The 23879-nt window shown below is 61.3% G+C and carries 28 protein-coding genes and 1 tRNA gene; 12 read left to right on the forward strand and 17 right to left on the reverse strand.

Going from position 1 to position 23879, the window contains the following annotated elements; all coding sequences use genetic code 11:
- Window positions 1–72: 72 nt before the first annotated feature.
- Together BQ8482_RS20690 and BQ8482_RS20695 are read left to right on the forward strand one after the other, a co-directional pair.
- Complete coding sequence (locus tag BQ8482_RS20690; protein ID WP_123149318.1) at window positions 73–438, forward strand: 4a-hydroxytetrahydrobiopterin dehydratase; 366 nt, start codon at window positions 73–75, stop codon at window positions 436–438.
- A 35-nt stretch (window positions 439–473) separates the two neighbouring features.
- Complete coding sequence (locus BQ8482_RS20695) at window positions 474–800, forward strand: antibiotic biosynthesis monooxygenase family protein (protein WP_123149319.1); 327 nt, start codon at window positions 474–476, stop codon at window positions 798–800.
- 328 nt (window positions 801–1128) lie between these two features.
- Here BQ8482_RS20695 and BQ8482_RS20705 read toward each other — a convergent pair whose 3' ends face one another.
- The 7 genes from BQ8482_RS20705 to BQ8482_RS20735 form a co-directional block, all read right to left on the reverse strand.
- Window positions 1129–1800 carry an RraA family protein gene (locus BQ8482_RS20705; protein ID WP_123149320.1) on the reverse strand — a complete coding sequence of 224 codons (672 nt, stop codon included), beginning with the start codon at window positions 1798–1800 and terminating at the stop codon, window positions 1129–1131.
- Between the two features lie 13 nt (window positions 1801–1813).
- Window positions 1814–2824, reverse strand: a complete 1011-nt coding sequence (locus BQ8482_RS20710; protein ID WP_123149321.1) for a C-terminal binding protein — start codon at window positions 2822–2824, stop codon at window positions 1814–1816.
- Between the two features lie 19 nt (window positions 2825–2843).
- The gene (locus tag BQ8482_RS20715) at window positions 2844–3338 is read right to left on the reverse strand and encodes a lactoylglutathione lyase family protein (RefSeq protein WP_123149322.1); all 495 of its coding nucleotides are present in this window, start codon (window positions 3336–3338) and stop codon (window positions 2844–2846) included.
- Entirely contained in the window at window positions 3335–4333 is a 999-nt protein-coding gene (locus BQ8482_RS20720; protein ID WP_123149323.1) for an ABC transporter permease, read from the reverse strand. Before BQ8482_RS20720 ends, BQ8482_RS20715 begins: the two co-directional genes overlap by 4 nt.
- Entirely contained in the window at window positions 4330–5796 is a 1467-nt protein-coding gene (locus BQ8482_RS20725) for a sugar ABC transporter ATP-binding protein (RefSeq protein ID WP_208867787.1), read from the reverse strand. The genes BQ8482_RS20720 and BQ8482_RS20725 overlap by 4 nt, the downstream gene beginning before the upstream one ends.
- Window positions 5797–5915: 119 nt before the next feature.
- The gene (locus BQ8482_RS20730; RefSeq protein ID WP_123149325.1) at window positions 5916–6965 is read right to left on the reverse strand and encodes a sugar ABC transporter substrate-binding protein; all 1050 of its coding nucleotides are present in this window, start codon (window positions 6963–6965) and stop codon (window positions 5916–5918) included.
- A 30-nt stretch (window positions 6966–6995) separates the two neighbouring features.
- A complete protein-coding gene (locus tag BQ8482_RS20735) occupies window positions 6996–7868 on the reverse strand; it encodes an SMP-30/gluconolactonase/LRE family protein (RefSeq protein WP_123149326.1) in 873 nt (290 codons plus the stop codon).
- A 99-nt stretch (window positions 7869–7967) separates the two neighbouring features.
- On the opposite strand from BQ8482_RS20735, the gene BQ8482_RS20740 reads away from it, so the two are divergent.
- The 4 genes from BQ8482_RS20740 to BQ8482_RS20755 are packed head-to-tail and all read left to right on the forward strand — an operon-like array spanning window position 7968 to window position 12232.
- Window positions 7968–8693, forward strand: a complete 726-nt coding sequence (locus BQ8482_RS20740) for a GntR family transcriptional regulator (RefSeq protein ID WP_123149327.1) — start codon at window positions 7968–7970, stop codon at window positions 8691–8693.
- On the forward strand, window positions 8693–10207 hold the full coding sequence (locus tag BQ8482_RS20745; RefSeq protein WP_123149328.1) for a sugar ABC transporter ATP-binding protein: 1515 nt from the start codon (window positions 8693–8695) through the stop codon (window positions 10205–10207). Before BQ8482_RS20740 ends, BQ8482_RS20745 begins: the two co-directional genes overlap by 1 nt.
- A complete protein-coding gene (locus tag BQ8482_RS20750) occupies window positions 10204–11190 on the forward strand; it encodes an ABC transporter permease (RefSeq protein ID WP_123149329.1) in 987 nt (328 codons plus the stop codon). Before BQ8482_RS20745 ends, BQ8482_RS20750 begins: the two co-directional genes overlap by 4 nt.
- Before the next feature lie 43 nt (window positions 11191–11233).
- The gene (locus tag BQ8482_RS20755) at window positions 11234–12232 is read left to right on the forward strand and encodes a substrate-binding domain-containing protein (RefSeq protein ID WP_123149330.1); all 999 of its coding nucleotides are present in this window, start codon (window positions 11234–11236) and stop codon (window positions 12230–12232) included.
- A gap of 220 nt (window positions 12233–12452) precedes the next feature.
- Here the strand turns inward: BQ8482_RS20755 and BQ8482_RS20760 are convergent, their stop codons facing one another.
- Window positions 12453–12671, reverse strand: a complete 219-nt coding sequence (locus tag BQ8482_RS20760; RefSeq protein ID WP_123149331.1) for a hypothetical protein — start codon at window positions 12669–12671, stop codon at window positions 12453–12455.
- A gap of 81 nt (window positions 12672–12752) precedes the next feature.
- Window positions 12753–12872, reverse strand: coding sequence for a hypothetical protein (locus BQ8482_RS40345; RefSeq protein WP_342210972.1), 120 nt, complete (start codon window positions 12870–12872; stop codon window positions 12753–12755).
- Here BQ8482_RS40345 and BQ8482_RS20765 point away from each other — a divergent pair.
- A complete protein-coding gene (locus BQ8482_RS20765; RefSeq protein ID WP_342210970.1) occupies window positions 12866–14098 on the forward strand; it encodes a recombinase family protein in 1233 nt (410 codons plus the stop codon). The genes BQ8482_RS40345 and BQ8482_RS20765 overlap by 7 nt on opposite strands.
- 216 nt (window positions 14099–14314) lie before the next feature.
- Entirely contained in the window at window positions 14315–14515 is a 201-nt protein-coding gene (locus BQ8482_RS20770) for a hypothetical protein (protein ID WP_123149332.1), read from the forward strand.
- A gap of 551 nt (window positions 14516–15066) precedes the next feature.
- On the opposite strand, the gene BQ8482_RS20780 is transcribed toward BQ8482_RS20770, so the two are convergent.
- Window positions 15067–15321, reverse strand: a complete 255-nt coding sequence (locus BQ8482_RS20780; RefSeq protein WP_123149402.1) for a hypothetical protein — start codon at window positions 15319–15321, stop codon at window positions 15067–15069.
- A gap of 136 nt (window positions 15322–15457) precedes the next feature.
- Window positions 15458–15691: a P27 family phage terminase small subunit gene (locus tag BQ8482_RS20785; RefSeq protein WP_165848647.1), complete on the reverse strand. Its 234-nt coding sequence runs from the start codon at window positions 15689–15691 to the stop codon at window positions 15458–15460.
- A gap of 179 nt (window positions 15692–15870) precedes the next feature.
- On the opposite strand from BQ8482_RS20785, the gene BQ8482_RS39410 reads away from it, so the two are divergent.
- Window positions 15871–16077: a hypothetical protein gene (locus BQ8482_RS39410; RefSeq protein ID WP_244602911.1), complete on the forward strand. Its 207-nt coding sequence runs from the start codon at window positions 15871–15873 to the stop codon at window positions 16075–16077.
- A gap of 38 nt (window positions 16078–16115) precedes the next feature.
- Here BQ8482_RS39410 and BQ8482_RS20795 read toward each other — a convergent pair whose 3' ends face one another.
- Complete coding sequence (locus tag BQ8482_RS20795; protein WP_123149335.1) at window positions 16116–16853, reverse strand: DUF4336 domain-containing protein; 738 nt, start codon at window positions 16851–16853, stop codon at window positions 16116–16118.
- A 270-nt stretch (window positions 16854–17123) separates the two neighbouring features.
- Window positions 17124–17200 (reverse strand) — tRNA-Met (locus BQ8482_RS20800).
- Between the two features lie 346 nt (window positions 17201–17546).
- Here BQ8482_RS20800 and BQ8482_RS20805 point away from each other — a divergent pair.
- A complete protein-coding gene (locus BQ8482_RS20805) occupies window positions 17547–18512 on the forward strand; it encodes a Gfo/Idh/MocA family protein (protein ID WP_095491711.1) in 966 nt (321 codons plus the stop codon).
- A gap of 48 nt (window positions 18513–18560) precedes the next feature.
- On the opposite strand, the gene mnmA is transcribed toward BQ8482_RS20805, so the two are convergent.
- On the reverse strand, window positions 18561–19751 hold the full coding sequence (gene mnmA, locus BQ8482_RS20810) for a tRNA 2-thiouridine(34) synthase MnmA (protein ID WP_123149403.1): 1191 nt from the start codon (window positions 19749–19751) through the stop codon (window positions 18561–18563).
- Window positions 19752–20024: 273 nt separating this feature from the next.
- On the opposite strand from mnmA, the gene sciP reads away from it, so the two are divergent.
- Window positions 20025–20300, forward strand: coding sequence for a CtrA inhibitor SciP (sciP, locus tag BQ8482_RS20815; RefSeq protein WP_006203587.1), 276 nt, complete (start codon window positions 20025–20027; stop codon window positions 20298–20300).
- A gap of 453 nt (window positions 20301–20753) precedes the next feature.
- Here sciP and BQ8482_RS20825 read toward each other — a convergent pair whose 3' ends face one another.
- Window positions 20754–21131: a flagellar export protein FliJ gene (locus BQ8482_RS20825; RefSeq protein WP_029349790.1), complete on the reverse strand. Its 378-nt coding sequence runs from the start codon at window positions 21129–21131 to the stop codon at window positions 20754–20756.
- A gap of 451 nt (window positions 21132–21582) precedes the next feature.
- On the opposite strand from BQ8482_RS20825, the gene ctrA reads away from it, so the two are divergent.
- A complete protein-coding gene (gene ctrA, locus BQ8482_RS20830; RefSeq protein ID WP_123149336.1) occupies window positions 21583–22278 on the forward strand; it encodes a response regulator transcription factor CtrA in 696 nt (231 codons plus the stop codon).
- 118 nt (window positions 22279–22396) lie between these two features.
- Here ctrA and BQ8482_RS20835 read toward each other — a convergent pair whose 3' ends face one another.
- Together BQ8482_RS20835 and chpT are read right to left on the reverse strand one after the other, a co-directional pair.
- Window positions 22397–22765 (reverse strand): response regulator, encoded by a 369-nt coding sequence (locus tag BQ8482_RS20835; protein WP_123149337.1) that lies wholly within the window; start codon window positions 22763–22765, stop codon window positions 22397–22399.
- 247 nt (window positions 22766–23012) lie between these two features.
- Window positions 23013–23642, reverse strand: coding sequence for a histidine phosphotransferase ChpT (gene chpT / locus BQ8482_RS20840; protein WP_123149338.1), 630 nt, complete (start codon window positions 23640–23642; stop codon window positions 23013–23015).
- Window positions 23643–23879 lie beyond the last annotated feature (237 nt).

Genomic DNA, 23879 nt, shown 5'->3' on the forward strand with positions numbered 1-23879 from the left:
GTTCGGGGAGATCGATCGATAGGGCTCGTCGCTGTCGTATTTGCTGCTAAAAATGGTCTTGGAGACAAGAACATGACCGACACTCTTGCCGAGAAAACATGTACGCCTTGTCGCGGCGGCGTCCCGCCGCTCACGCGTGATGAAGCCCAACGCTTCCAGGCACAGGCTCCCGATTGGGAGCTGGGTGACGATGCCCACCGCATCCAACGGAGCTTTCGATGCCGCAATTTCGGGGACGCGCTCGCCCTTGTTCAGGAAATCGGTGAGCTCGCCGAAACCGAAACCCATCACCCCGACATCAGCTTCGGCTGGGGTTATGTGACGGTTTCCCTGAGCACCAAGAAGATAAAAGGACTGCACGAGAACGATTTCATCATGGCGAGCAAGATCGATCGGGTGTTCGATCGCTCGGGCCGGCCCCTCGACCGCCAGCAGTGACACGGCAAATCCATCGCCAATCTAGCGAGGTTTCCATGACAGAGATCCGAACCGGCAACCAGCCCGTCACCCAAATCACCATCGTCGATTCTGAACCGGACAAGCAGACCGAGGCATTGTCCGTCATGACCGAGCGGGCGCGCTTTATGGCGCGCCAGCCTGGGTTCATCTCAATCAGCCTGCATCGCAGCCTCGACGGGCGGCGCATCGTCAACTACGTCCAATGGCAGAATCGCGATCTGCTGCGATCGGCTCATCAATCGCCGGAATTCCGCAAGGAGTGGGGTCATTTCGATCAGTTGACGGACGAGATCGATCCCAATCTGTACGAGGTAGCCCAGGTGATAGATAGTGGTCAGTAGGCGTGCTGTTCACGTGACCTGAACCGCCGGGTCGAGACGGTCGACATGAGCTGACAAAGTCTAAGCCATGGCTGCCATGAACCATCGCGTCGTCAGCGTGTTCGGTGGAACCGGGTTTCTCGGCCGCCGCGTTGTTCGGCATCTCCGCAATGGTGAATTTTCCGTTCGGATTGCATCAAGACATCCGGAACGGGCCAAGATAATTGATGATACCGCTGGTGATCGATTTACGTGCCGATATTGATGCGTCTCTCGCCGTGCACGGGCGAACGGCGTCGCCAGAGGACAAGCATATAGGGGCCGGCCGGACGCGAAAAGGTCCTCGGTCTCAAAGACGACCGAACTCGTTAAGCAGCTCTTCAAGTGTTTTCCCTTGGGCGACCCATTCGCGGGTCTTTTGTTCGCGCGCTGCCTGTTCGCGCGCGAGCTCCACGACCGTTTCGGCGCTGGCTACCGGCACGACGGTCACGCCGATTGTGTCGGCAACCACGAAATCGCCGGGATTGATAGGTACGCCGCCGCATTGAATTGGCACGTTGATCGAGAGCTCATCCTTTCGGCCTGAATACATTGTGTGCGTGCCTCGCGCCGTGATGGCGCGGGCCCAGATCGGCCAGCCGATCGCCTCAAGCTCGTCGATGTCGCGGCCGGAGCCATCGATGATCATGCCGCGAATGCCGCGGTTCCTGGCGAGCCCGCCCATCAGCCCGCCGCACACCGAGGTCTGCCGGTCGCCGCCCGCGTCGACGACGATGATGTCACCATCCCTGCCCATCTCGATTGCCCTGAGCGGGTCAACGAGGTCTCCCGGCGAGAGCTGGACCGTGAGGGCTTGGCCGACGATTCTCGCCGGAAACGGCGGCTTGATCTCCGAATCCATCACGCCCTGACGGTATTGAGCGTCGGCAAAGACGCATGAGGCGCTGTAGCATTTGGCGACCTCTTCGAACTTCGCAAGCAGCACCGGCTGCCGCTCGAAATCGTTGAAAACCTTGAGCATCGCATGACCTCCCTTATCTTCGAGCCGGCGTTCGCGTCAGCTCTACTGCGTTAACCGGGTTGAGCGGCATGCCGCCGGTCAGCACGCGCGCGACTTCAGACGCGGCGGTTTCGCGGGCAACCCGGATCGACTCTTCGGAATAGTACGCCGTGTGGGGCGTCACGATGACGTTGGCAAGCGAGAACAGCGGATTGCCGCTTGGGTTCCACTTGGCGAGCTTGGCCGGCTCCTCTTCAGGATCATCCAGGCCGGCGCCGGCGATGCGGCCTTCGGTCAGCGCCCGATAAAGCGCGCGGTTGTCGATGGTTGGACCGCGGCCGGTATTCACTATAATTGCCCCCTTCTTCACTTGGCGGAATTCCGCCGCGCCCAGGAAATGCCGGGTCTCGGGGGTTATCGGCACCTGCATCATCAGATAGTCGGAGTTTTGGAGAATCTCTGCCTTGCCGACGCGGCGCGCGCCTTTCGCCTCGGCGACGCCCTTCTCGATGTAAGGATCGTATACAAGGATATCGACGCCGAAGCCTTTGGCGCGCTCGGCAATCGCCTGGCCGATCTTGCCGAAGGAGACAATGCCCATCGTGCGTCCCTTCAACCGATGGATCGGTTGCCCGGTCTGCCAACGCCAGATCCCTTCATGGGTCGCGGCGTTGTATTGGAAAAGCTTGCGGGCGAGCGCGAGCCACAGCCCGATCGCATGGTCGGCGACCTCGTCGGTGCAATAGTCGCGGACATTGGTGACAAGAATGCCCTTGGCGGTCGCCGCGTCGACATCGACGATGTCGACACCGATGCCGTAGCGGGCGATCACCCGGCAGCGCTGCATGCGTTCGATGGTCTTCGCGCCGATGCGGGCATACTGGTTCATCATCGCGTCGCAGTCGATCGCCTCGGCAGCCAGTTCCTCCTCCGACTTGGCCTGGAGCCCTACGACGCGCGCCCCGACTGCCTCCAGCACGGCCCGTTCGATATCCAGATTGCCGTAGTCGTAGTCGGTGATGACGACCTTGGGGTGTTCCGCCATGCCGCGTCTCTCCTGCGCTTCAGACGTAGGCGCCGGCCGAATAAGTGAGCTCATAGGAGTGACTGTAGAGCTCGATGATATTGCCGAAGGGATCCTCGCAATAGACCATGCGGTAAGGCTTTTCGCCCGGATAGTAGTAGCGGACCTGGCTCATCCGCTGGCGGCCGCCGAGGGCCTCGATGCGCTTGACGCGCTCTTCGAGATGCTGGTCCTGCAGGCAGATGTGGAAGATGCCCGGACGCCAGTATTCGAAGGGCCGCTTCTCAGGGCGAGTTTTGGGGAACTCGAAGAGCTCGATGCCGATGCCGTCGCCGGTCGAGAGGTGAGCGATCCGGAAACTTCCCCAGCCGGCTCCGAAGACGTCGTCGCACATCTGGCCGATAGCGCTGTCGTCCTGGCTGACCTTGGTCGGCCCCATGATCACATAACAGTCGAAGGCCATCGAGTAGAACTCGACTGCTCTTTCGAGGTCGGGCACAGTGATGCCGATGTGGGAAAAGGTTATGGCGGTCATTGATCAACCTTTCCTTTTTGTCCTGGCAAGGTGAGCGGGCCGACGATGAAGGCGAATGCGCGACCGATCTCGCCGCGCCACATGTCGACGCCGACCGCGGTCACGATGATGGCGCCGATGATGACGTTCTGGGCCGACGCCGGCACGGCGTTGAGGTTGAGCGCGTTCTGGACGATGACGATGGTAAGCGCGCCGATCACGGTGCTCACGATCTGGCCGCGACCGCCGGCGAGACTTGCGCCGCCGATCACTGCGGCGGCGATCGCCGAGAGCTCCATCCCAACGCCATAATTAGGCGAGCCGGAATTGAGCCGTGCGGCCATGAGCACGGCTCCGACCGCCGCCATCGCACCGGCAATGACGAAGGCAAGGAAGCGCGTGCGGGCGACATTGAGCCCGGAGAGCGCCGCGGCCTGCGGGTTGCCGCCGACCGCGTAGATCGTGCGGCCGAAGGCGGTGTAGCGCATGACGAAGAAGGCGAGTGCGTAAAGGCCGACGACGTAGAAGAGCGGCAGCGGCACCCCGAGAAGAGAGCCGTAGAAGATCGGCTCGAGCTTCGGGTGCACGGAGAATACCGGCGAGCCGTTGTTGAACATGAAGGCGATGCCGCGGAACGCCGAGAGCGCCGCGAGCGTGGTGATGAACGACGGGATACGAAGGTAGGCGGTGAGGACGCCGTTCACGGCGCCAAGGAGCACGCCGATCAGAAGGACGAGCAGAATCGCCAACGGCAGCGGCACGTCCCCGAATTTGATCGCCATGGCGAAAACCATAGTCATCAATGCGATGGCCGAACCGGGGGAAAGGTCGATGCCGCCGGTGAAGATCACGATGGTCGAGCCGATCGCAACGATCGCAACGATGCTCACCTGCAGAATGAGGTTGGACAGATTGCCGACATCGAGAAAGCGGTTGGTGGTGAGCGCGACGACGACAGCCACCAGGAGAAGGGCAGCAAGCGGACCGACGATCTGGTTGCTCACCAACCGTTTCATGCGGCGAGCTCCTCCTGGTCGGCGGAGGCCTTGACCAGGTCGGCCTTGTCGAGGCTCCTGGCATCGCGGATTGCGACGATCCTTCCGCGGCTTACAATGCCGATCCGGTCGCTCATCGCGAGCAGCTCGTCATAGTCGGAGCTGATCAGGATGACGCCCTTGCCGGCGGCTGTAAGCTCGTTGATGAGCTGATACACGGCGATCTTGGCCCCGACATCGATACCTTGGGTCGGCTCGTCGAGAACGAAAAGCTCGGCCTCCGCGAACAGCCACCGGGCAATCACGATCTTCTGCTGGTTGCCACCGGAAAGCTCGCCGACCAGCGCCGTCCCGGCAGTCGGCGTGATTCTGAGGCTCCGGATCAGGCCGTGGGCAAGCCGTCGTTCGCGGGCGTGGTCGAGCATGGCTCCGCGCGTGATCCGGCCGAGCCCGGCGATCGAGATGTTCTCGAGCCCGCTGAAATTGAAGAAGAGCCCGTCGGATTTTCGATTCTCCGGCACAAGCGCGATCCCGGCGGCGATCGCGTCGCGCGAGGACAGAAGCTTGAGCGATTTGCCGCGAAGCCGGATTTCGCCTTGCCGAAGCACATCGACCCCGAACAGGGCGCGGGCGATTTCGGTGCGGCCGGAGCCGAGCACGCCGCCAAGGCCGAAGACCTCGCCGCGGCCAACCGTAAAGCTAGCGCCGGCGACGCGGTTGCTCGTGTGGATGGAGCGCACGTCGAGGAGGGCGTCACTTGTGGCATTCGCCGCCTTGGGAAAGTGTTCGTCGACGCGGCCGACCATCTTAAGGACAATGGCGCTGATCTCGACCGGCGTTTCCGCTGCGTTCGATACCACGCGCCCATCCTTGAGGATCGTTGCTTCGTCGACGAGTTCAACGACCTCGTCCAGGCGATGCGAGATGTAGAGGATGATCCTGCCATCGTCCCTGAGGCGCAGGAGAAGGCGATGAAGCTCGGCGATCTCGTCGGGGCCGAGGGCGGTGGTCGGCTCGTCGAGAATGATCATCGAGGCGTTGGCCGCGATCGCCTTGGCGATCTCTACGAGTTGCTGGCCGGCGGTTGAGAGTTCGCCCACGATCGCGTCCGGGTCGATCGCGACGTGGATGCGGCCAAGCACGCGCCGGGCTCCCTCGCGCATTGCCGGCCAGTCTATCCGCCATCGGTTTCCCGGAAGCCGGCCGAGATAGATGTTCTCCGCGACCGATAGCGTTTGGACGAGCGAGAACTCCTGAAAGACCGTGGCGATCCCTGCGCGCCGCGCGGCGATCGGGTCGGAAAGCACGACCGGCTGGCCCGCACACAGGATCTCGCCCGAATCGGGCTGATGCACCCCGCATAGCACCTTGACAAGCGTGGACTTGCCGCAGCCATTCTCGCCGAGCAGGCCGTGAATCCGCCCGGCAACGAGGCTGAGCGACACGGAATCGTTGGCCACAACGCCGGGGAAACGCTTGGTCACGTTCCTCAGCTCCCAGACGGGAACGCTCTCTTCCATAGCTCTCCACGCGATCCTTGCTTCGCCCGACCGGGTGATCCGGCCGAGCGAGGGAGGTGCTGCTTAAGGAACATGAGTTCGTCTCAATACTGTATCGACGGCTTCGGATAGAGCTTGTCGGGCGCCTGCAGAACCGGCAGCACATTGGCCTTGTCGACAATCGTTGTCGGTGTTTCGACAAAGCCTCCTGCGAAATTGCCGTCGAGCACGTCGATCGCGACCTGCAACGCAATCTGGCCCATGACGAATGGTGTCGTGTTGACAGTCGCGGTGACCGTGCCTTTGCTGATCTCCTCGAGAGCGGCGGTGTCGCCATCATTGCCAAGCAGCATCAAGTCGTTTCGACCGAGCGACTTAGCGGCGAGTTGGGCACCCATGATCATGTAGTCGTTCGCGGCAAAGATGACGTCGACGTCCGGATGACCCTGGAGCAGGTCCATGCCGGCGGTGTTGCCACCCTCAACATTCCAGCCGCCGGGAATGCTCGCAACAATATCCACATTCGGCTTGCCCTTGACGGCGTCGAGGAAGCCGCCGACGCGCTCTGTCGAATGGTAGCCGGGCTGGCCTTCGATGACCGCGGCTTTCACCGATTTATCGCCGAGCCTCTCAAGGAGGTATTCGCCGATCTTATGCGTGCCTTTGCGTTGCGAATAGCCGACCACGGCATGGACCGGGGTCGGAAAGTTGGCGATGTCGGAGTTGACGATGACGACGGAGATGCCTTTGTCGACGGCCTGCTTGACGAGCGGAGCGGCGGCCGCCTCGTCATGGGTCGACAGGACGATGGCGTCGACGCCCTGGGTGATCACGTCCTGGATCATGCCCATCTGGCCGTTGATGTCGGCGCCGCTTTGCGGGGCGAGCATGAAGGTCTCAACATTGCCCTTCTCGGCCGCTGCGGTTTTGAGGCCCTCGCCGATGGCGATGTAGTAGTTGAACTCGGTCGCCGGCGGCATGTAGGCGATGCGGATCTTGTCCTTGCCGGCGCCCTTGGTGATCGGCGCCTGTGCGCCGGGTTGAAGCGGTTGCGGTGCGGCGTAGTCGATGGCGAGGGCAATACCGGTCGCCGTGAGTACTACGACCGCGCTTGTCGCTGCTATCGCGATCAACGATCGAAAGCTGAAGCTCATGTCTTTCCTCCCTTGGACGCTTGACGGGTTCTATCCGGCGAACGGCGCGTCCACGACGCCGCGCACGCCGGGTTTGAAAGCGAAGAGAGAGCCGGCCGTCGGCTCGGCGGCGATCTGCTCCCGCGTCGCCTCCAGTCGCGATGTGGTGATGTAGAGAGTCTCGAGCTCAGGCCCGCCGAAAGCGCAGCAGGTCGGCTTCAACACCGGCACCTCGACCACCCGGTCGATGCTCCCGTCGGGCAGGATGCGGACGACTCGCCGGCCTTCCCATTCGGCATTCCACACGGCGCCTTCAGCGTCGACGCACGAGCCGTCCGGAATGCCCGGCTCTCCCTTGAAATCGTTGAGGACTTGTCGGTTGCCTGGAACCCCGGTGCCCGGATCGTAGTCATAGACCCAGATGGTTCCGACGGAGGTGTCGGCGAAATACATGCGGCGCCCGTCGGGCGAGAAACAGGTCGAGTTGGCGCAGCCAACGCCGGTAATGATCGTCGTTACCGATTCGTCGGGATCGATCCGCAACACGGTCGACTTTTCCGGTCCGGAACCCTCGTTCATTCCGCCAGCGATGAATCGGCCCTGGCGGTCCGTGCGGCCGTCATTGAGGCGCGTCGCCAGTTTGTCGGGCTCGAAGCGATGGATCGTCGCGAGTTCGCCGGTGCCGGGGTCGAAGAACGCCACCTCCTTTGCGAGGGCGAGAATGAAACCGCCTTTCTCGCGGGGCGCGAAGCAGCAGACGCGGTCCGCCATGGCGATTGAACCCGAAGCACCTGATGAGGGTTCGAGCCACCACAGACGCTTCCCGTGGATGTCCGTCCACCAGACCCGGCGGTCATGGTGGTTCCACAGAATTCCCTCGCCGTGCAGGTTACGGCAGTCGAGCGCGAGCTCGGCTCTGTCCATGTCTCCTCCCCGGAGCACGTACCTTGGCTTCGTAACGGGCCGTCAGCGAAGCCGCTTCTTGTTGCCGAACTTTCTGGTGTCTGGTATATCACCTTGCAGATGGCAGGCAATACCAAAATCAGCGGCCGGCTTCCCGTCGCCAGGATCAAGCGACCCAAATCGCTTGCGGAAACCGTGCTCCACCAGCTCCGCCAGTCGATCGTCCACGGTGACCTCGCGTTGGGTCAGCCTCTCTCTGAACGTCAGCTCGCCGACGATCTCGGCGTGTCGAAGACTCCCGTCAGAGAGGCGCTCGCCCAGCTCCGCGCCGAGGGCCTGGTGCTGATCTATCCGCAGCGCGGCGCCTTCGTCTTCACGCTGAGCGCTCGCGAGGTTCATCAGATCTGTGAATTCCGGAGTGCGGTAGAAACGGCGGCGCTGAGGCTCGCCATCGCGCGCGGCCCGGATGGCTTCGCGGCGGAGCTTGAAGACATCGTGCGCGGCATGGCAACCGCGCAGCGTCGGGGTGACCAGCGGCTCTATCTGTCCCTGGACACCCGCTATCACGCGGCCTTCTTCGAGCACTGCGGCAATAGCTATCTCCGCGACAGCTATGAGCGCTATGTCGGCAAGATCGCAGCGCTCCGGACCCACCTTGCCGGCAAGCCGCTTCACACGAAGCTGTCGTTCCAGGAGCATCGACAGATGCTCGACACCATCCGGCGTGGCGACGCAGACGCAACGATAGCGGTTCTGGATATCCATATCGGACGGACGCGCGAGACCTATTCCAACGGAATTGAGGACATTGCCGCCGCGGATAAAGGAATTCCGGAGGCGAGCTGATGGCGGCACCGCTCCTCGAGCTCAGCGGCATCACGAAGTGGTACGGCACGACGCGGGCCCTTGGCGACGTCGATTTCGATCTGAGGCAGGGCGAGGTGCATGCGCTTGTCGGCGAAAATGGTGCCGGGAAATCGACACTCCTCGCCATCCTCTCCGGTGTGGTCGCGCCCGACAAGGGTACGATCAACATCGACGGGAGGGCGGTCACCATTGACGACCCATCCAGAGCGCAGGCGCTCGGCATCAGCACGGTCTTCCAGGAGCTTAGCCTCGCCGGGGCCTTGACGGTCGCCGAGAACGTCTTTGTCGGCCGGGCTCCGACGGCCTGCGGGGTCATACGCTGGAGCGAGCTCCGGCGGCGGACCCAGCAGATCCTCTCCCCCTTCGGCATCGAAATCGATGTCGGTCGCCCGGTTGACCGCTTGCCCGCGGGCACGCGCCAGCTCGTCGAGATTGCCAAGGCGCTGTCGCTCGACGCTCGCATCCTTCTCCTCGACGAGCCCACCTCGGCGCTCACCTCCGATGAGGTCGCAGCGCTGTTTGACATCATCACTCGGCTTAAGACCCGGGGCATCGGCATCGTCTATGTGAGCCATCACATGGCCGAGGTCTTCCGGATCGCCGACCGCGTCACCGTGCTGCGCGATGGCCGAAGGATGACCACGCGCGCGGTGCCGGAGACTTCCATCGACGACGTCGTCCGCGCCATGGTCGGCCGGAACCTCGAAATCTTCGCAGCCGAGACGGCGCTCGTGCCGGGTCCGGTGGCGCTTGCAGTCCGTGGCAACGGAGCCAAGGGCAAATCTCGACATCTGGAGCTTGAAATACGTTTCGGTGAGGTCGTCGGTCTCGCGGGCCTGATGGGATCGCGCCGCAGCGAGCTTGCACGCAGCCTCGTCGGCCTGCGGCAGCCGTCTGGAGGAACTGCGATCGAGATCAAGGGCCGTCCGACGCGCCTGCGTGGTCTCCGCGACGCGATGGCCCGCGGCATCGCCTATGTGCCGGACGATCGCAAAGCGGAAGGCCTGTTCCTGTCGATGTCGGTCACCGATAATTTCGTCGTGACTGCGCTTCGCCGCTTTGCGCGGCTCGGTTGGATTGAGAGGGCGGCGGCGACGGCGGCGGCGGGTAGGGCGGTCGAACGCTTCCGGATACGAGTGCCGAGCCTTGCGGCGGCGGCTGGAAAACTCAGCGGCGGCAACCAGCAGAAACTGATGCTGTCGAAGTGGCTTGCGAGCGACCCGGCGATCGTCGTGATTGACGAGCCGACCAAGGGCGTCGACGTCGAAGCGAAAAGGGAGATCCACAAGGAAATCCGCCGCCTCGCTGCTGCCGGTAAGGCGATTCTCTTGATCTCCTCTGACCTCCCGGAGCTCTTCACCATCTCCGATCGGATCGTCGTCATGCGAGAGGGACAGATCGTCGGCGATCTCCCGACACGTTTGGCAACGGAAGAGAGTGTAATGGCTCTTGCCTCCGGCATCGGTCACAAGCGCGAAGGGGAGGCGGCATGAGCGTCGACGAGGTCGGTCGGTGGCCTTCGCGTTTCGGCAGCCGTGTCCTTCGGCGCTTCGTCGAGACGCGCGAGTTGACGCTACTGGTTCTTATCGTTGCGATCATCGTCGGAATGTCGCTGGCTTCGCCGGTCTTCCTGTCGCTGGCGAACTTCCGTGCGATAGCCATCGGCATGGCGCCGACCGTGATCATCGCTGTGGGCATGACGGTGCTCCTGGTCTCTGGTGGATTCGATCTCTCGGTCGGCTCCGTGCTGGCGCTAGCGAGTACCGTGACGGCGCTTCTTCTGTTAAGCGGCGCCTCCATCCCGCTGGCGATTCTTGGTGCGCTTGCTCTTGGCGTCATCATCGGCCTTGCCAACGGCATCGTCGTCACCAGGATCGGTGTCAATCCCCTGGTCGCCACTCTCGGCTCGATGTCGATCGCCCGCGGGATCGCCTTGGTGCTGACCGAAGGATTCTCGCTCAGCAATCTACCGCCGGCCTTCGGGTGGGCCGGCCGCGCCGAGATTCTCGGCCTGCCGTTTCTTCTTTGGGTCGCGCTCGCACTGGTGGTCGTCTTTGACCTCGCGATGCGGCATGGAAGCTTCTTCCGGCAACTCTACTACATCGGTTCGAACGAGAAGGCGGCGCGTCTCTCGGGTTTGGCCGTCAATCGCGTCCGCACACTCGCCTACATGCTGAGCGGACTGCTCGCCGCGCTTGCCGGCGTCCTCCTCGCCTCGCGGCTGATGAGCGGTACGCCTACAGCCGGCAACGCGCTCGAATTGCAGGTGCTCGCAGCCGCCGTGATCGGCGGCGCAAGTCTGCGCGGCGGGGAGGGCACCGTCGTGGGCGCGTTTCTCGGCGTCATCTTCGTCGCCTTGATCAACAACGCCATGACCATGCTCGCCGTGTCGATCTACTGGCAGATGATCGTCACCGGCGCCGTTCTTGTCCTGGCCGTTGCGCTCGACATGCTGGTGCGCCGCGGCGACGGGTAAGCCAAGGGCCCATTGGGCTCCAATCGAAGAAGGGAGGAAAGTGATGACGACACTCGATCTCGACCGCCGCAGCCTGATGAAGCTCGGCGGCATTGGCCTCGCCGGGACGGGGCTCGGCCTCGTACCCCAATTCAGCGATGAAGCGCTCGCCCAGAGCGAGGGCATGGAATACGTGTTTCTCTCCATCGTCACGCAGGTGCCGTTCTGGGTCGACCACCGCAAAGCTCTCGAAGACGCCGCTAGATCGCTGAACATCAAGACGAGCTTCACCGGCCCGCTCGACTTCGACACCGTCGCCCAGGCGCGGCAACTCGATGAGCTGATCGCGCGGAAGCCGGCCGGCCTCCTGATCTTTCCTGGCGACGCCGCCTCGCTTGCGGCCGGCATCGACCGCGCCGTCGATGCAGGAATTCCGGTCGCCATGATCATCGGCGACGCGCCGGGCACCAAGCGCGCCGTGTATCTCGGCATCTCGAACCTCGAAGCCGGCAAGGTCGGGGGCAAGATGCTTGCCGAGGCGATCGGCGGCAAAGGCAAGGTGATCCTCGGTTCGTTCCCCGCGCCTTCGGTTCTGGAGCGGGTCGAAGGCTACAAGGCCTACTTCAAGGAATCCGCGTCCGAAATCGAAGTAGTCGACGTGGTCAACGACAAAGCGGACCCGTCTTATGCCCCCACGGCCTACAGCCAGTCACTCCTCGCTCATCCTGACGTGGTCGGTATCGGCGGCACCGACGGCGACAGCGGCAAAGGTGCTGCCATCGCGGTGCATGAGACCGGTCGCCAAGGCCAGGTCAAGATCGTCGCGATGGACCGGAACGACGACATGCTTCCCTACATAGAGGACGGAACGATCGTCGGCGCCGTGGTTCAAAAATCCTATGTCGAAGCTTTTCTCGCCGTGCATCTCCTTCATTGGCTGAATACCGATGGCATGAAGGTCGTGCCGGACTACAAAGCGGCTGGCGTCAACCCCTTGCCGGAAAAAGTCGAGACTGGCGTGATGCGCCTTACCAAGGATAACGTCGCCCAATTCAAACACTGAGCGACAGGCCGGGCCGCGGACCTTCCGCGGTCCGGCGGGCGCGCGGGCCGGGTGCGGCTGATTGCATGTCCTTATCATCGTCGGAAGACGAAGATCGAGCGCTGGCTGTTGTTTCAGCAGCGGCGGGGGGAATCGGCCGTGCCCTCGCGGAGGGCTTCGTTGGGGCCGGCCTTCCTGCTCCGGCAAGTCCGTAGTAATGCCTTCCCAACGGGCCGAAAGCTCAGCCCACGTTGTCCGTGCTGTTCGGATCGATCTTCATCAGTCGCTCTCTGGCATCGATCACGCGCCTTTGCTCGGCCCTTATCCGGCCGCACAACGCGAGATTAAGGGCGACGCCACCGTCCTCGTCCAGCAACTCATTCGCGCGCTTCAGAGAGTTCTCGGCTCGTTTTACACCCTGTCTGGCCTTGGCCACTTCGAGGCGATAAATTTCAAACATTTTCCCGCGTCCTTTGCGGTTGCGGTCCCTTCGATAGTAGTTAACCGGCGTCGATCCCGTTTGTTCCGGCCGCGCCGGTGGCTATTTCCCGCTTATAAAAGAGTAGGGGGATTGCCGCGCGAGAACGTTGCGCACGTTCGACACCTGCCATTGGCCATTGCGCGCTGTGCGAACGCCGCGGTTGTTTAGAGCGATTGCCAGTCCACGTAGGCTTGAACATCCTGCTTTCCTTCGCCCAGTTCGAGCGCGAGGTCATCGGCGAGCGCATCAGGGACAAGTTCGCTGCATCCAGGCGAAAGGGCATGTGGATGGGTGGCAACGTCCCATTTGGCTACCGGGTCGAGAACCGTAAGCTTCTGATCCAAGAGGACGAGGCAGCCATTGTGCGCTCGATCTTCGAGCGATTTCTGCTGATAGGTTCGGCAACCATCCTGGCGCGAACGTTGAATGCGGAGGGTCTCAGGCGCAAGAACGGGAAGGCCTTCGACAAAGGCCTGCTCTACAAGCTTCTCCCGAACAGGGTCTATATCGGCGACGCCGTCCACAAGGGTGCGAGCTTCCCTGGCGAGCATCAGGCGATCATCGGGCGCGAACTCTGGGACAAGGTTCGCTCGATCGTTGCTGAGAGTCCGAGCAAGCGGGCAGGGCAGACCCGAAGGCAGACGCCGGCACTCCTCAAGGGTCTGATCTTTGCTCCGAGCGGCTACGCCATGACACCTGTCCATACCCGCAAGAAGGGAAAGCTCTACCGCTACTACGTCACCACGAGCGTGCAGAAGCTCGGACCGGAGACATGCCCGGTCCGCCGTGTGCCGGCAGGCGAGATCGAGGCTGCGGTCATCGACCAGCTTCGGGCGCTGCTTCGAACGCCCGAGATGATCGTAAAGACCTGGATGGCCACGCGAAAGGACGATTCCGACATCACTGAAACTGAGGTCCGTGAAGCCCTCGTCCAGTTGGATCCACTCTGGGATGAGCTCTTCCCGGCCGAGCAGGCCCGCATCGTCCAGCTTCTGGTCGAGCGGGTGGACGCGGCTGGATCGACGTTGCGCCGCACGTTAGGCTGCTTGCTCGCTGCTGAATTGGGCATCGAGCTGCGCCGGGTAGGAAGTACTGGACGCTATACCTTCACCGACCCCGGCGAATGCGTCTTGGATAGCTGGTTGGACCGGCATGCTTTTGTCGCTCGGGCCGAGATTGAGAGGCCGTGGGGGCTGGAGAAGCAGCTAATTTCGTCGGATCTGAGATTACCCTTCAACGTGGACGGCAACACGCGAGTTGAGCTTACCAGCGTCATTTCGGCCGCAAGGTCCGAAGCACGAAAGCGCGCGGATGCTCTCCCGATTTTGCTTGATAGCGGAGGCAGCCGAAAAGGTCGGGCTACAGCGTTAATCCATATCGAAGGACAGAGGGATCAATTCAAATAGTCGGAAATTCGACCAAAAAATTTCCAGCCAGCGCGACTACATGCGCAAATTGGTCGCGTCATTGGGCCCCGACCGGCAAGCAGTTTGGCCGCCTAAGCGCCGGCCGGAGGACTTCGGCTGGCGCTCTTCGTTTGTTAGGCCTGCCTGAGCCTGGGAGCGCTCATGGCTCACCAGGCTTAATGCTCTACATCGTTCTTCAGCAGAGGAGAGCGAAGAATGAGTTCAGATCAGAACAGGAACACACACGAATTCGTGGTCGCGGATGTTCAGTTAGCCGACAACGAAACCGATGACGGCGTGGCGCTGATGCTCACGGATGCCCGTGGCGGCCGGGTACGGCTGCATCTAAATGGTGACATGGCCGAGTTGCTGCGCGAGAGGGTCGCATTTGCGCTCGACAGGAACACGGGACCGTAGCGCAGGCTATGGCCGCGGCCCTGCGAATGGTCGCCTTTGCCGAGGCCGCTTCCACCGTAGCTGGCAGTAGGCGGCGAGGCGCCGCCCGTTCGAGTTCGCTGGATCACGACAAGATAATGCAGATAGCGGGAGCCGCTTCGATGCTGCAGCTTTCCGAGGTTATGCTCTCGGAGGGCGGTAGTATTCGAAGGCCTCCCGAATTGCCTCTACCGCGCGTCTTTCCTGGCTGGGGGAGCCTGGTTTCGCCGGCTTAAAGCCTATTGGGCTCGGCAGTCCGCGCTCTCGCGACACAACAAGAAAGGTGATGTCCGGTAGCCCCTTGGAAGTCTCCTCCCGGCTGATCTCATCCAGGACTGGCTTCCAATATCCCATGTCCGGAATGCCGACTGCACGACTCAATTCCGCGTATGTGATCATTAGGCCTCTGGTCGCGCGCCTGATTAACTCCGCGCGAATCGCATCCTTTCGGTCCGCGAATGGTACCGGCATAATATGCTCCCCTGACAAAGCTAAGCCCGACCCGGTTCCTTCAACGTTCGAATGGCAGGTAGTTATGTCATTCTCCGAACAACCCAGAGCGACCGGCCCGCATGAGCGATTCCGGACACGAGTCGAAGGCGAGGATCATCTTTGAGCCGCTCAGCCTCAACCACATCAAGAAGCAGGACCTGCTGATCGGTCTCGTTTGCATTTGGCGTAATCCACCAGCGCCGATCCTCGCAGCAAAGCCCGGCTTCCGGATGCTCCTGGAGGTACTCAATCGCATATTCGGCGTCCACTTTTCTCGGTCCGGCGTCGACGGACATTTGCTCCGTTCCTCCTCCGTCTGCGATCGCTTTGGGACTATACTTGATTATGGCGCCTGTTGAAGCGACGACCATTTTGCTTGGCTAGCCGTTGGCATGGACGGCTCGATGCAGCAGTGCTTAGCGACGCAGGGTTTCACGAAAAGAGTTCGTCGTCTTCCTGGCCGGTGAACTCCCATGGCCTGGGTCCCATGCTGTGCGTCGTTGCGACCCGACTGCGTGACACGGGCGAGAGGCCGAGCTCGCTCATGAACTTGTGCATCAGCTCGACATTCTTGTTGGAGATGGCAAGCCAGGGCGAGGGCTGCACGTAGCCGGCTGGCGTCCTGAGCAGGGCAGGGGTATCCTTCAGCTTCTTCTCGGACTCCACCCAGCGGCCATAGGCTTGACAGTAGATCGCTCACCGTCCATCTGCCGCTGACCCTGCGCAAGCGTGGTGGCCGCAAGATCATCATCTCGCCCGCCGGCGGACAGCAATGGACCCCAGCACGGCCACGCATAGACAACACTCTGATCCGGGCGCTGGCGCGGGCGTTCCGGTGGAAACACATGCTGGAAACAGGCGAGTTCGCCACAGTGATCGAACTTGCCGCGGCCGAAAGGCTTGACCGCTCCTTCGTATCCCACGTGCTCCAGTTGACGCTGCTCGCGCCCGACCTGGTCGAAGCCATACTCGACGGACGGCAGTCCATGGGGTTCAGCTCCAGGCGCTCGTCAGGGGTTTGCCCGTCGAATGGGAACGGCAACGGGAGTTGATGGCTACTTCCTGCTGACAATCTTCTCTGCGGCCGCCCTCAGAGAAGCCAGGCCAGCGACTGGCGAAGTAACGTCGTCCCATCCTTGTGGAACCACCGGCCATGGCTGAAGATCACGCGCTTTGGCTGAAAAGCCACGAGGCGCTCCGCGGCCGCCTTCGCCTGCTCATGCTTCCGTTTGATGATCATCCGCAGGTAAATGGGGGCCTTCCCCACAGGTGCCGTGACGCCTAAGAGGCGCGCCGCCGGCCTGATGATGAACGGCAGCTTTTCCGGCTCGAGATTCAGAACTAGATCCGTAAGCACCATAGTTCGGCTGTTCTTATGATAGAACGCGACTTCGGTGAACCCACCGGCTCCTGGAACGAGAACCTGATCGAGATCTTTCGACCAGGCTTCCGGCGCCGCTGTGGCCAGATCGTGATCGATCCTGACGCCAGCCCGGCGGACCTGTGCCCGATGGCGCAAGCCCGGAACGGCCCAAGTCGACGCTCCCTGCACATGGTTCTGCCACTCCTTGAGGAAGGTCCAGTGTGCACTGTTTGGCGCAACCAGATGCACTATCGGACCAATCTGCTCGAGCTGCTTTCTCAGCTCAAAAGCGAACCGTGTTGGTGAATGCAGCAGGAGACCGCCATTCCCGAGCTGGATAACCGTCATGCGCACCGGGACTGGAATGCCCATCACGCTCAGCGGTCCGCTGTCGACGATCCAGATCCCAGGGGCGACAGGCTTGGCGACATCAAGAGGAGGGTAGGTAGCGTCTTCGGGCTTCATGGTTGTGCTCCAATTCAGCTTGGAGCTGCCGCAACACGCTTCGAGAGGATCTGTTCCGGGGAACTGCGTGATGGCCTAGTTCGTCTGCTGGCCGAAGCAAATCATTATGTTGGCGCACTCCTCAGCGCTTTGGAGAGTATGGGCCAACAGAGAACAAATGAGTCGCTCTGACCACCACAGCCACTCCACAGCTTTCGGCCGAAGGGCCTGCTGTTCTGCGGGGTTTCGGGGCGACCAAGTCCAAGCAGAGAACATTGTGGAAAAATTAGATGGTAGCGGGAGAGGGACTTGAACCCCCGACCCCAGGATTATGATTCCCGTGCTCTAACCAACTGAGCTACCCCGCCAGGGCGGCGAAAGGTTCGAAATCCGCCTTAATTCAGAAGGCATGTCGAAGCGTTCGCCAAGGTCGGGCGGATATAAGGTTGGGATGCCAAGCCTGTCAAGCATCGATGCAGCCGGCATGCCGGCACATTCCATCGCATCGTGCTCTGCGAAAATCGGAATCGATCTTCCGGAACGATGCGAAGCTTCACGGACTTGAGACGCGTACTTTGTGTGTCCAGGCGGACGCACATCGCTCTAATGGCCGGAAAGCTTTGCCGGGCAGATAATCGGGCACAGAAATGCCGGGGTTGAGTTCGGCGGGGCGCGCCGCTATGTCTCGGCCACGAAATTCTAGAGTTGGAATTGATGAAACCGCGCATTGCAGTCCTCGGTTGCGGATACTGGGGCAGCAACCACATCCGCACCCTCAAGGCGCTCGGCGCGCTGCACGCGGTCTCGGACGTCAACCCTGCCCGCGCCGAAGGCTTCGCCAGTGAGCAGGATTGCCTGGCGATCGAGCCGGAGGCGCTCTTTGTCCGCAGCGACGTCGATGCCATCGTCATGGCGCTGCCGCCGCAGTTCCATGCCGACATGGCGGTGCGCGCCGTCCAGGGCGGCAAGGACGTGCTGGTGGAGAAGCCGATCGCGCTGACGGTGGCGGATGCCGAGCGCTCGGTGAAGGCGGCGGCCGACAATGGCCGCGTCTTCATGGTCGGCCATGTACTGCGCTTTCATCCAGCCTTCGAGACGTTGAAAGCGCTGATCGACAATGGCGAGCTCGGCGAGGTCCGCTATATCCATTCGCACCGGCTCGGGCTCGGCAAGTTCCACACCGAGAACGATGCGCTGTGGGACCTTGCGCCGCACGATCTGTCGATGATCCTCGCCATCACCGGCACGGAACCGATCGAGGTGCGCGGCGAGGGGGCAGCGCTCCTCGACAATCTTAGCGATTTCGCGCATCTGCACATGCGCTTTCCCAACGGTCTGCGCAGCCATCTCTTCGCGTCGCGGCTCAACCCTTACCGCGAGCGGCGGCTGACCGTGGTCGGCACCAAGGCGATGGCGGTGTTCGACGATGTCGAGCCGTGGGAGCGCAAGCTCGCCGTCTACCGCCACGCGGTGTGGCAAGACAGCGGCCAATGGGCCTTCACCACCAACGAGCCGTCCTATGTGGCGGTGGGCGAGGGCATGCCGCTGACGCGAGAGCTCGAGCATTTCATCCAGTGCATCGAGACGCGGGCAGAACCGCGCACCAGCGGCGAGGAAGCCATCAGGGTGCTGCGTATCCTGACCGCTGGCACGGTTACCCACACCGGATCGTCTTCCTGAGAGAAAGTGCCGCTGTGTTAGAGCCTGATCATCCCGATAGGATCGGGATCATTCCGCGGGAATCTGCGCCGGGCGGGCTGCCAGCCGCGTCAGCATCGCCTCGGCCTCGGCGCCACGCTCGGAACGCTTGATAAAGCCGCCGCCGAACACGCGGGCCTGGTTGCCGTCGTCGGAATAGAGCACGCAGGCCTGGCCGGGCGCGATGCCGGACTCGCCGTCGACAAGCTCCACCGAAGTGATGCCGACGTTGTGATGCAGCACGGCCGGGCGCGGCGGGCGTGTCGAGCGGACCTTGGCGAAAAGCTCCAGCCCGGCCGCCGGGATATCTGACAGCGCAGCGTCGCCCAGCCAGTTCATGTCGCGCAAATAGATCTTATGCGTCTCCAGCGCCTCGCGCGGGCCAACGACGACGCGGGCTCGGTCGGCATCGAGATGGACGACGTAGAGCGGCTCGGCCGAGGCGATGCCGATGCCGCGGCGCTGACCGATGGTGTAGCGCAAAATGCCTTCATGGCGGCCGAGCACGCGGCCGTTGATATGGACGATGTCGCCCGGATTGGCAGCAGTCGGCTTCAGCTTGGCGATGATGTCGGAATATTTGCCCTGCGGCACGAAGCAGATGTCCTGGCTGTCCTGCTTGGCGGCGACCGTCAGCCCCATTTCCTCGGCGATGGCGCGAACCTGCGGTTTCGACAGGCCGCCAAGCGGAAAGCGCAGATAATCGATCTGCGCCTGCGTGGTGGCAAACAGGAAATAGCTCTGGTCGCGGTCCGCGTCGACCGGCCGGTACAGTGCGCGATGGGCGCCGTTGGCGCCGGAGCGGATGTAATGGCCGGTGGCCAGCGCGTCGGCGCCGAGCTCCTTGGCGGTCGCCAGAAGGTCGGCGAATTTCACCGTTTGGTTGCAGGAAACGCAAGGGATCGGCGTTTCGCCGGCCACATAGCTCTCGGCGAAGGGGTCGATCACCGCCTTGCGGAAGCGCTCCTCGTAATTGAGCACATAGTGCGGAATGCCGAGCGTCTCGGAGACGCGGCGGGCATCGTCGATGTCCTGGCCGGCGCAGCATGAGCCGGCCCGGTGCGTTGCCGCGCCATGGTCGTAGAGCTGCAGCGTGACGCCGACGACATCATAGCCTTCGCGCTTCAAAAGACCGGCAACGACCGACGAGTCGACGCCGCCCGACATGGCGACAACGACGCGGGTGTTTTCGGGACGTCCGGGAAGGTCGAGGCTGTTCATGGTTCTTTCGTTCTGCACGGCGCCCTGGATGAGGGCGCTTGAATGCCAATGGCCGGAATATAGGTCAAGCTTTCCGGGTGCGCCAGCTTCGCGAACCGGCCGATTTTTTTGAACGGATTCGGCGCTCGCGGGCAGATATCTCAAATGCCTACGAAAAGACTAACGCGGCGTTCATGATCCTTACCTAGCTATTAGCGTTCGCTTAGGCAATTTTTAAAGCTGTGGCGGTAATGTGGTGGGGATTGGGTCTTTGAGTTTTTAGTAGAGAGTACGATGACCGATCTTGTTAGACCACGTGTCAAATATGTTATCGGGCCTGACGGCAGCCCCCTTACGATTGCCGATCTGCCGCCGACGAACACACGTCGCTGGGTTATCCGGCGCAAGGCGGAAGTGGTGGCGGCTGTACGGGGTGGGCTTTTGAGCCTCGAGGAGGCGTGCCAGCGCTACAAGCTGACCACCGAGGAATTCCTGTCCTGGCAGGCGTCGATCGACGAATATGGCCTTGCCGGCCTGCGCACGACGCGCATCCAGCAATATCGGCATTAAGGCTGGTTCAAGGAAGTCAAAAGGCGCGACAATCCGCGCCCTTTTTGCTTTGCCGCAACGGTTCTCTCCGCTTCAGACGGTCAGCACCACCTGCCGATCGGCCGAGAAAGGCATGAGCGGCGCCTGCTTCTTCGAGCGGGTCTTTGTCACAGGGACGACAAGCTTTTTCGCGTCGACCGTGCCACGTTCCACAAGCCGGCGCGGTCGGGCCCGACTGACATCCGCTCGACGCGCCGAACTCGGCCAGAACCGGTGGGCTGCTCAATCAGATAAGGTCGTGGCCGGAATCGCCTGCGCCCGACATCAGGGATGCCCGGATGCGGGCGATCGCGGAACATGAAGGGGATTTGGTAGCGTAGGCCTGAAACTGGCAGCTGCTCGACCAATGAGCGGCGACGTTCCAGATGAGCAACGCCCTGATCGCTGGGTGTTGACCGGCTTAAAGCCTTGTTTTCAGCCGATCATGGCGCTGCGGCCGCCGGTCTCGGCGTCGCGGATCTTGGTGTCGCGCGATTCGAGCATTTCCGCTTTGGAAAGCTCCGCTTCGGCTTCGCCGAGCAGTGATTCGGCAACGCTTCGCTGCTGGGCGAGGTCGCTTTGCGAGTTTCTGAGATTGTCGCGGCGCAGGCGCGCTGCCTTGGCGAACGTCGGATAGGCAAAATGGTTGATGTCGGTGATGCCGGCTTTCTTTTCTTCGGCAGTGATCTGGAGCTCCAGTTCGACAGCCATGCGCTCGAATTCAGCGATCATCATGTCGAGTTGCAGCAATTGCCGCCGCTTCTCATTCACCTGGAACTGCTTCAGCCGAACGAGGTTTTCACGTGACTTCATGATTCGGTACTCCTGGAAACGCACACCTGCACATATCGTCCAATCCGCCTGGCAAACCTCAGGCTTCACCCGTTTCCACCGACTTTACAGGAACTATGGGAAACAAATTCCTAAAGTTTTTTGCCGGCGGTAACCATTCGTTTACGGGCATTGTTAATCATACGGCTCAGGACTTAAGGCCGGGTAAAAATTCCGGCTCTCGATGCGGAAGCACGGCCAGCGAGTCCAAAGAGTCACTTAGTCTGGCTTATTAATGTTTTGCATTAGCGGTTTGGTTCTGTGATTCACTATTAGATTCAACAAGGTGTAGAAAGGGGTTAAAAAATCTGATACCGTCAGCGGCACGGAATTAGGTTTTGTTAACCATTCGATGGCAGCCTCTGCTCAGGCAATCACTGCTCCGGTCCTGGACGGGTCGTGAAATGGTCCGGCAGCAGAAAAGGGGAATGAAATGCGTGTTCTGCTGATAGAAGATGACAGTGCAACCGCACAAAGCATCGAGCTGATGCTGAAATCGGAAAGTTTCAACGTCTATACGACCGATCTTGGCGAAGAAGGTGTCGATCTAGGCAAGCTCTACGACTACGATATCATCCTTCTCGACCTCAATCTCCCCGACATGTCGGGATACGAGGTCTTGAGAACACTTCGCCTTTCCAAAGTGAAGACGCCGATCCTTATCCTCTCCGGCATGGCCGGCATCGAGGACAAGGTACGCGGCCTCGGCTTCGGCGCAGACGACTATATGACCAAGCCGTTCCACAAGGACGAACTGGTCGCCCGCATCCACGCTATCGTGCGGCGCTCCAAGGGCCATGCCCAGTCGGTCATCACCACCGGCGACCTGGTGGTCAATCTCGATGCCAAGACCGTTGAGGTCGGTGGCCAGCGCGTGCATCTGACCGGCAAGGAATACCAGATGCTGGAGCTGCTCTCGCTGCGCAAGGGCACTACGCTCACCAAGGAAATGTTCCTCAACCACCTTTACGGCGGCATGGACGAACCGGAACTGAAGATTATCGACGTCTTCATCTGCAAGCTGCGCAAGAAGCTCGACCACGCTTCCGGCGGCCAGAATTACATCGAGACGGTTTGGGGTCGCGGCTATGTGCTGCGCGAGCCGGAAGATATCCGCGTCAGCGCCTGAGCTGACGACGCCGATCCGATCGATTTTCCGACAAAATCCGGCTTCGGCCGGACTTTTGCGTTTGTATCGCAGACATGGAGCGCCAATTTCCGGGGGCCATGCGCCAGGGATCGGCGAATCAGGCTGCAATTCTCAAGGTGCGGAAGCATTCGAGAAGTTGCGGCCGATTGAACGGCTTCAGCAGATAGCCTTGAGCGCCGGCGCGCTTTGCCCGCATGATCGAAGCGACGTCGACCTCAACCAGCGAAATCAGGATCTGGGGCTGTATCGGACTTTCCATGGCGCGTATGCGGCGGATGACGTCCTCCGCCTGCAGGTCCGGCAAGGCGCCGTCGACGACGATGATATCCGGCATGTCGGCAGTGCACATCTCGACCGCGTCAAACCCGCTGGCAGCTTCGATGACCAGCATGTCGGAACCACCCAGGATGCGCTTTGCGACCTTCCTGATGACGCTCGAATCGTCGATGAACATGCAGCGTTTCATTTCCGGTCCCTCTTTGCCATGCGGCAATCCGGCAGCGTCGCGGTACTGAAAGGTACGGTAGGATCAATCCGGTAAAGAAGCTGAAAAGCCGATAGGTAAAATTTTTGCAAGAACAGCTTTTACGGAAATTTCTTGACCGATGCTTCGGCCGAACCAGCCTGGAAGGCTCATTTCATTCGACTGTGAGGGCGTAGTAAATATTGTCTAAAAACTCTTATCTGTTCTTTTCAATCATTTCTTAGGAACTTCAAGCAGCTGATAGTACGATTTCTTCTGCAGTTGCGTGGATCGATATCGTCATGTTCGCCTCGCGCGCCAGAAGCAACGTGTAGTAGGGCTGCACCGAATGCGCGTCGATCGGTTCTTCAGGCCTGTTGCCGGAATGGAGCTCCAGGAATTTGGGCGGCACGCGCAGCATCGGACCGCTCGCGGCGAGCGCAAAGCGGGGTTCTGTGTCGAGGTTTTCAAGCGTAACCGTAAGCTTACCGCCACGCGGAATGGCGGCGTTGGCGACGAGAATGAGATTGAGCAGCAGCTTTACCTTGTTCTTGGGCAGCAGCGCACGGGTTCCGTTCCAGACCAGTTCCGGCTTCTCGTTCTTCAAAAAGGCGATCGCAACGGCCTCGGCGTCCCCCGTGTCGATCATCATGCCGGCAGAACCGGCTGCGCCGAAGGCGATGCGGGCGAATTGCAGGCGGGCCGAAGCATTTCTGGCGCTCTGCCGAATCAACTTCATGGCATCTTCGTCGGCGCCGCCTTCGTCGAGCAGCTCAAGCCCGTTGTTTATGGCGCCGACCGGCGAAATGATGTCGTGGCAGACCCGGCTGCACAAAAGCGCTGCGAGATCGGGTGCGGAAAGGGTGAAAAGCTCGGCCATCGGCGAAAGTCCCTGCAAAATTTCACTAGAAATGGCCGCGCGAGAAATGATCACGCCTGCCCACACGAATCACGCTCTCTCCCAAGGCCTTGAATACACAGCGCCTGAGCGTGCGGCAACAAATCCGGAATTGTCGTTATCGAAAATGGTGTGTCCACGCAGGGAGCGGATACTGCGGGGCGACGCGAAACCAGCTCGAAACCAGCCTTCTAACCGCCATCTTCATGTGAAAGCTTA

The organism is Mesorhizobium delmotii (assembly GCF_900149755.1).
In the GTDB taxonomy this organism is placed as follows: Bacteria; Pseudomonadota; Alphaproteobacteria; order Rhizobiales; family Rhizobiaceae; genus Mesorhizobium; species Mesorhizobium delmotii.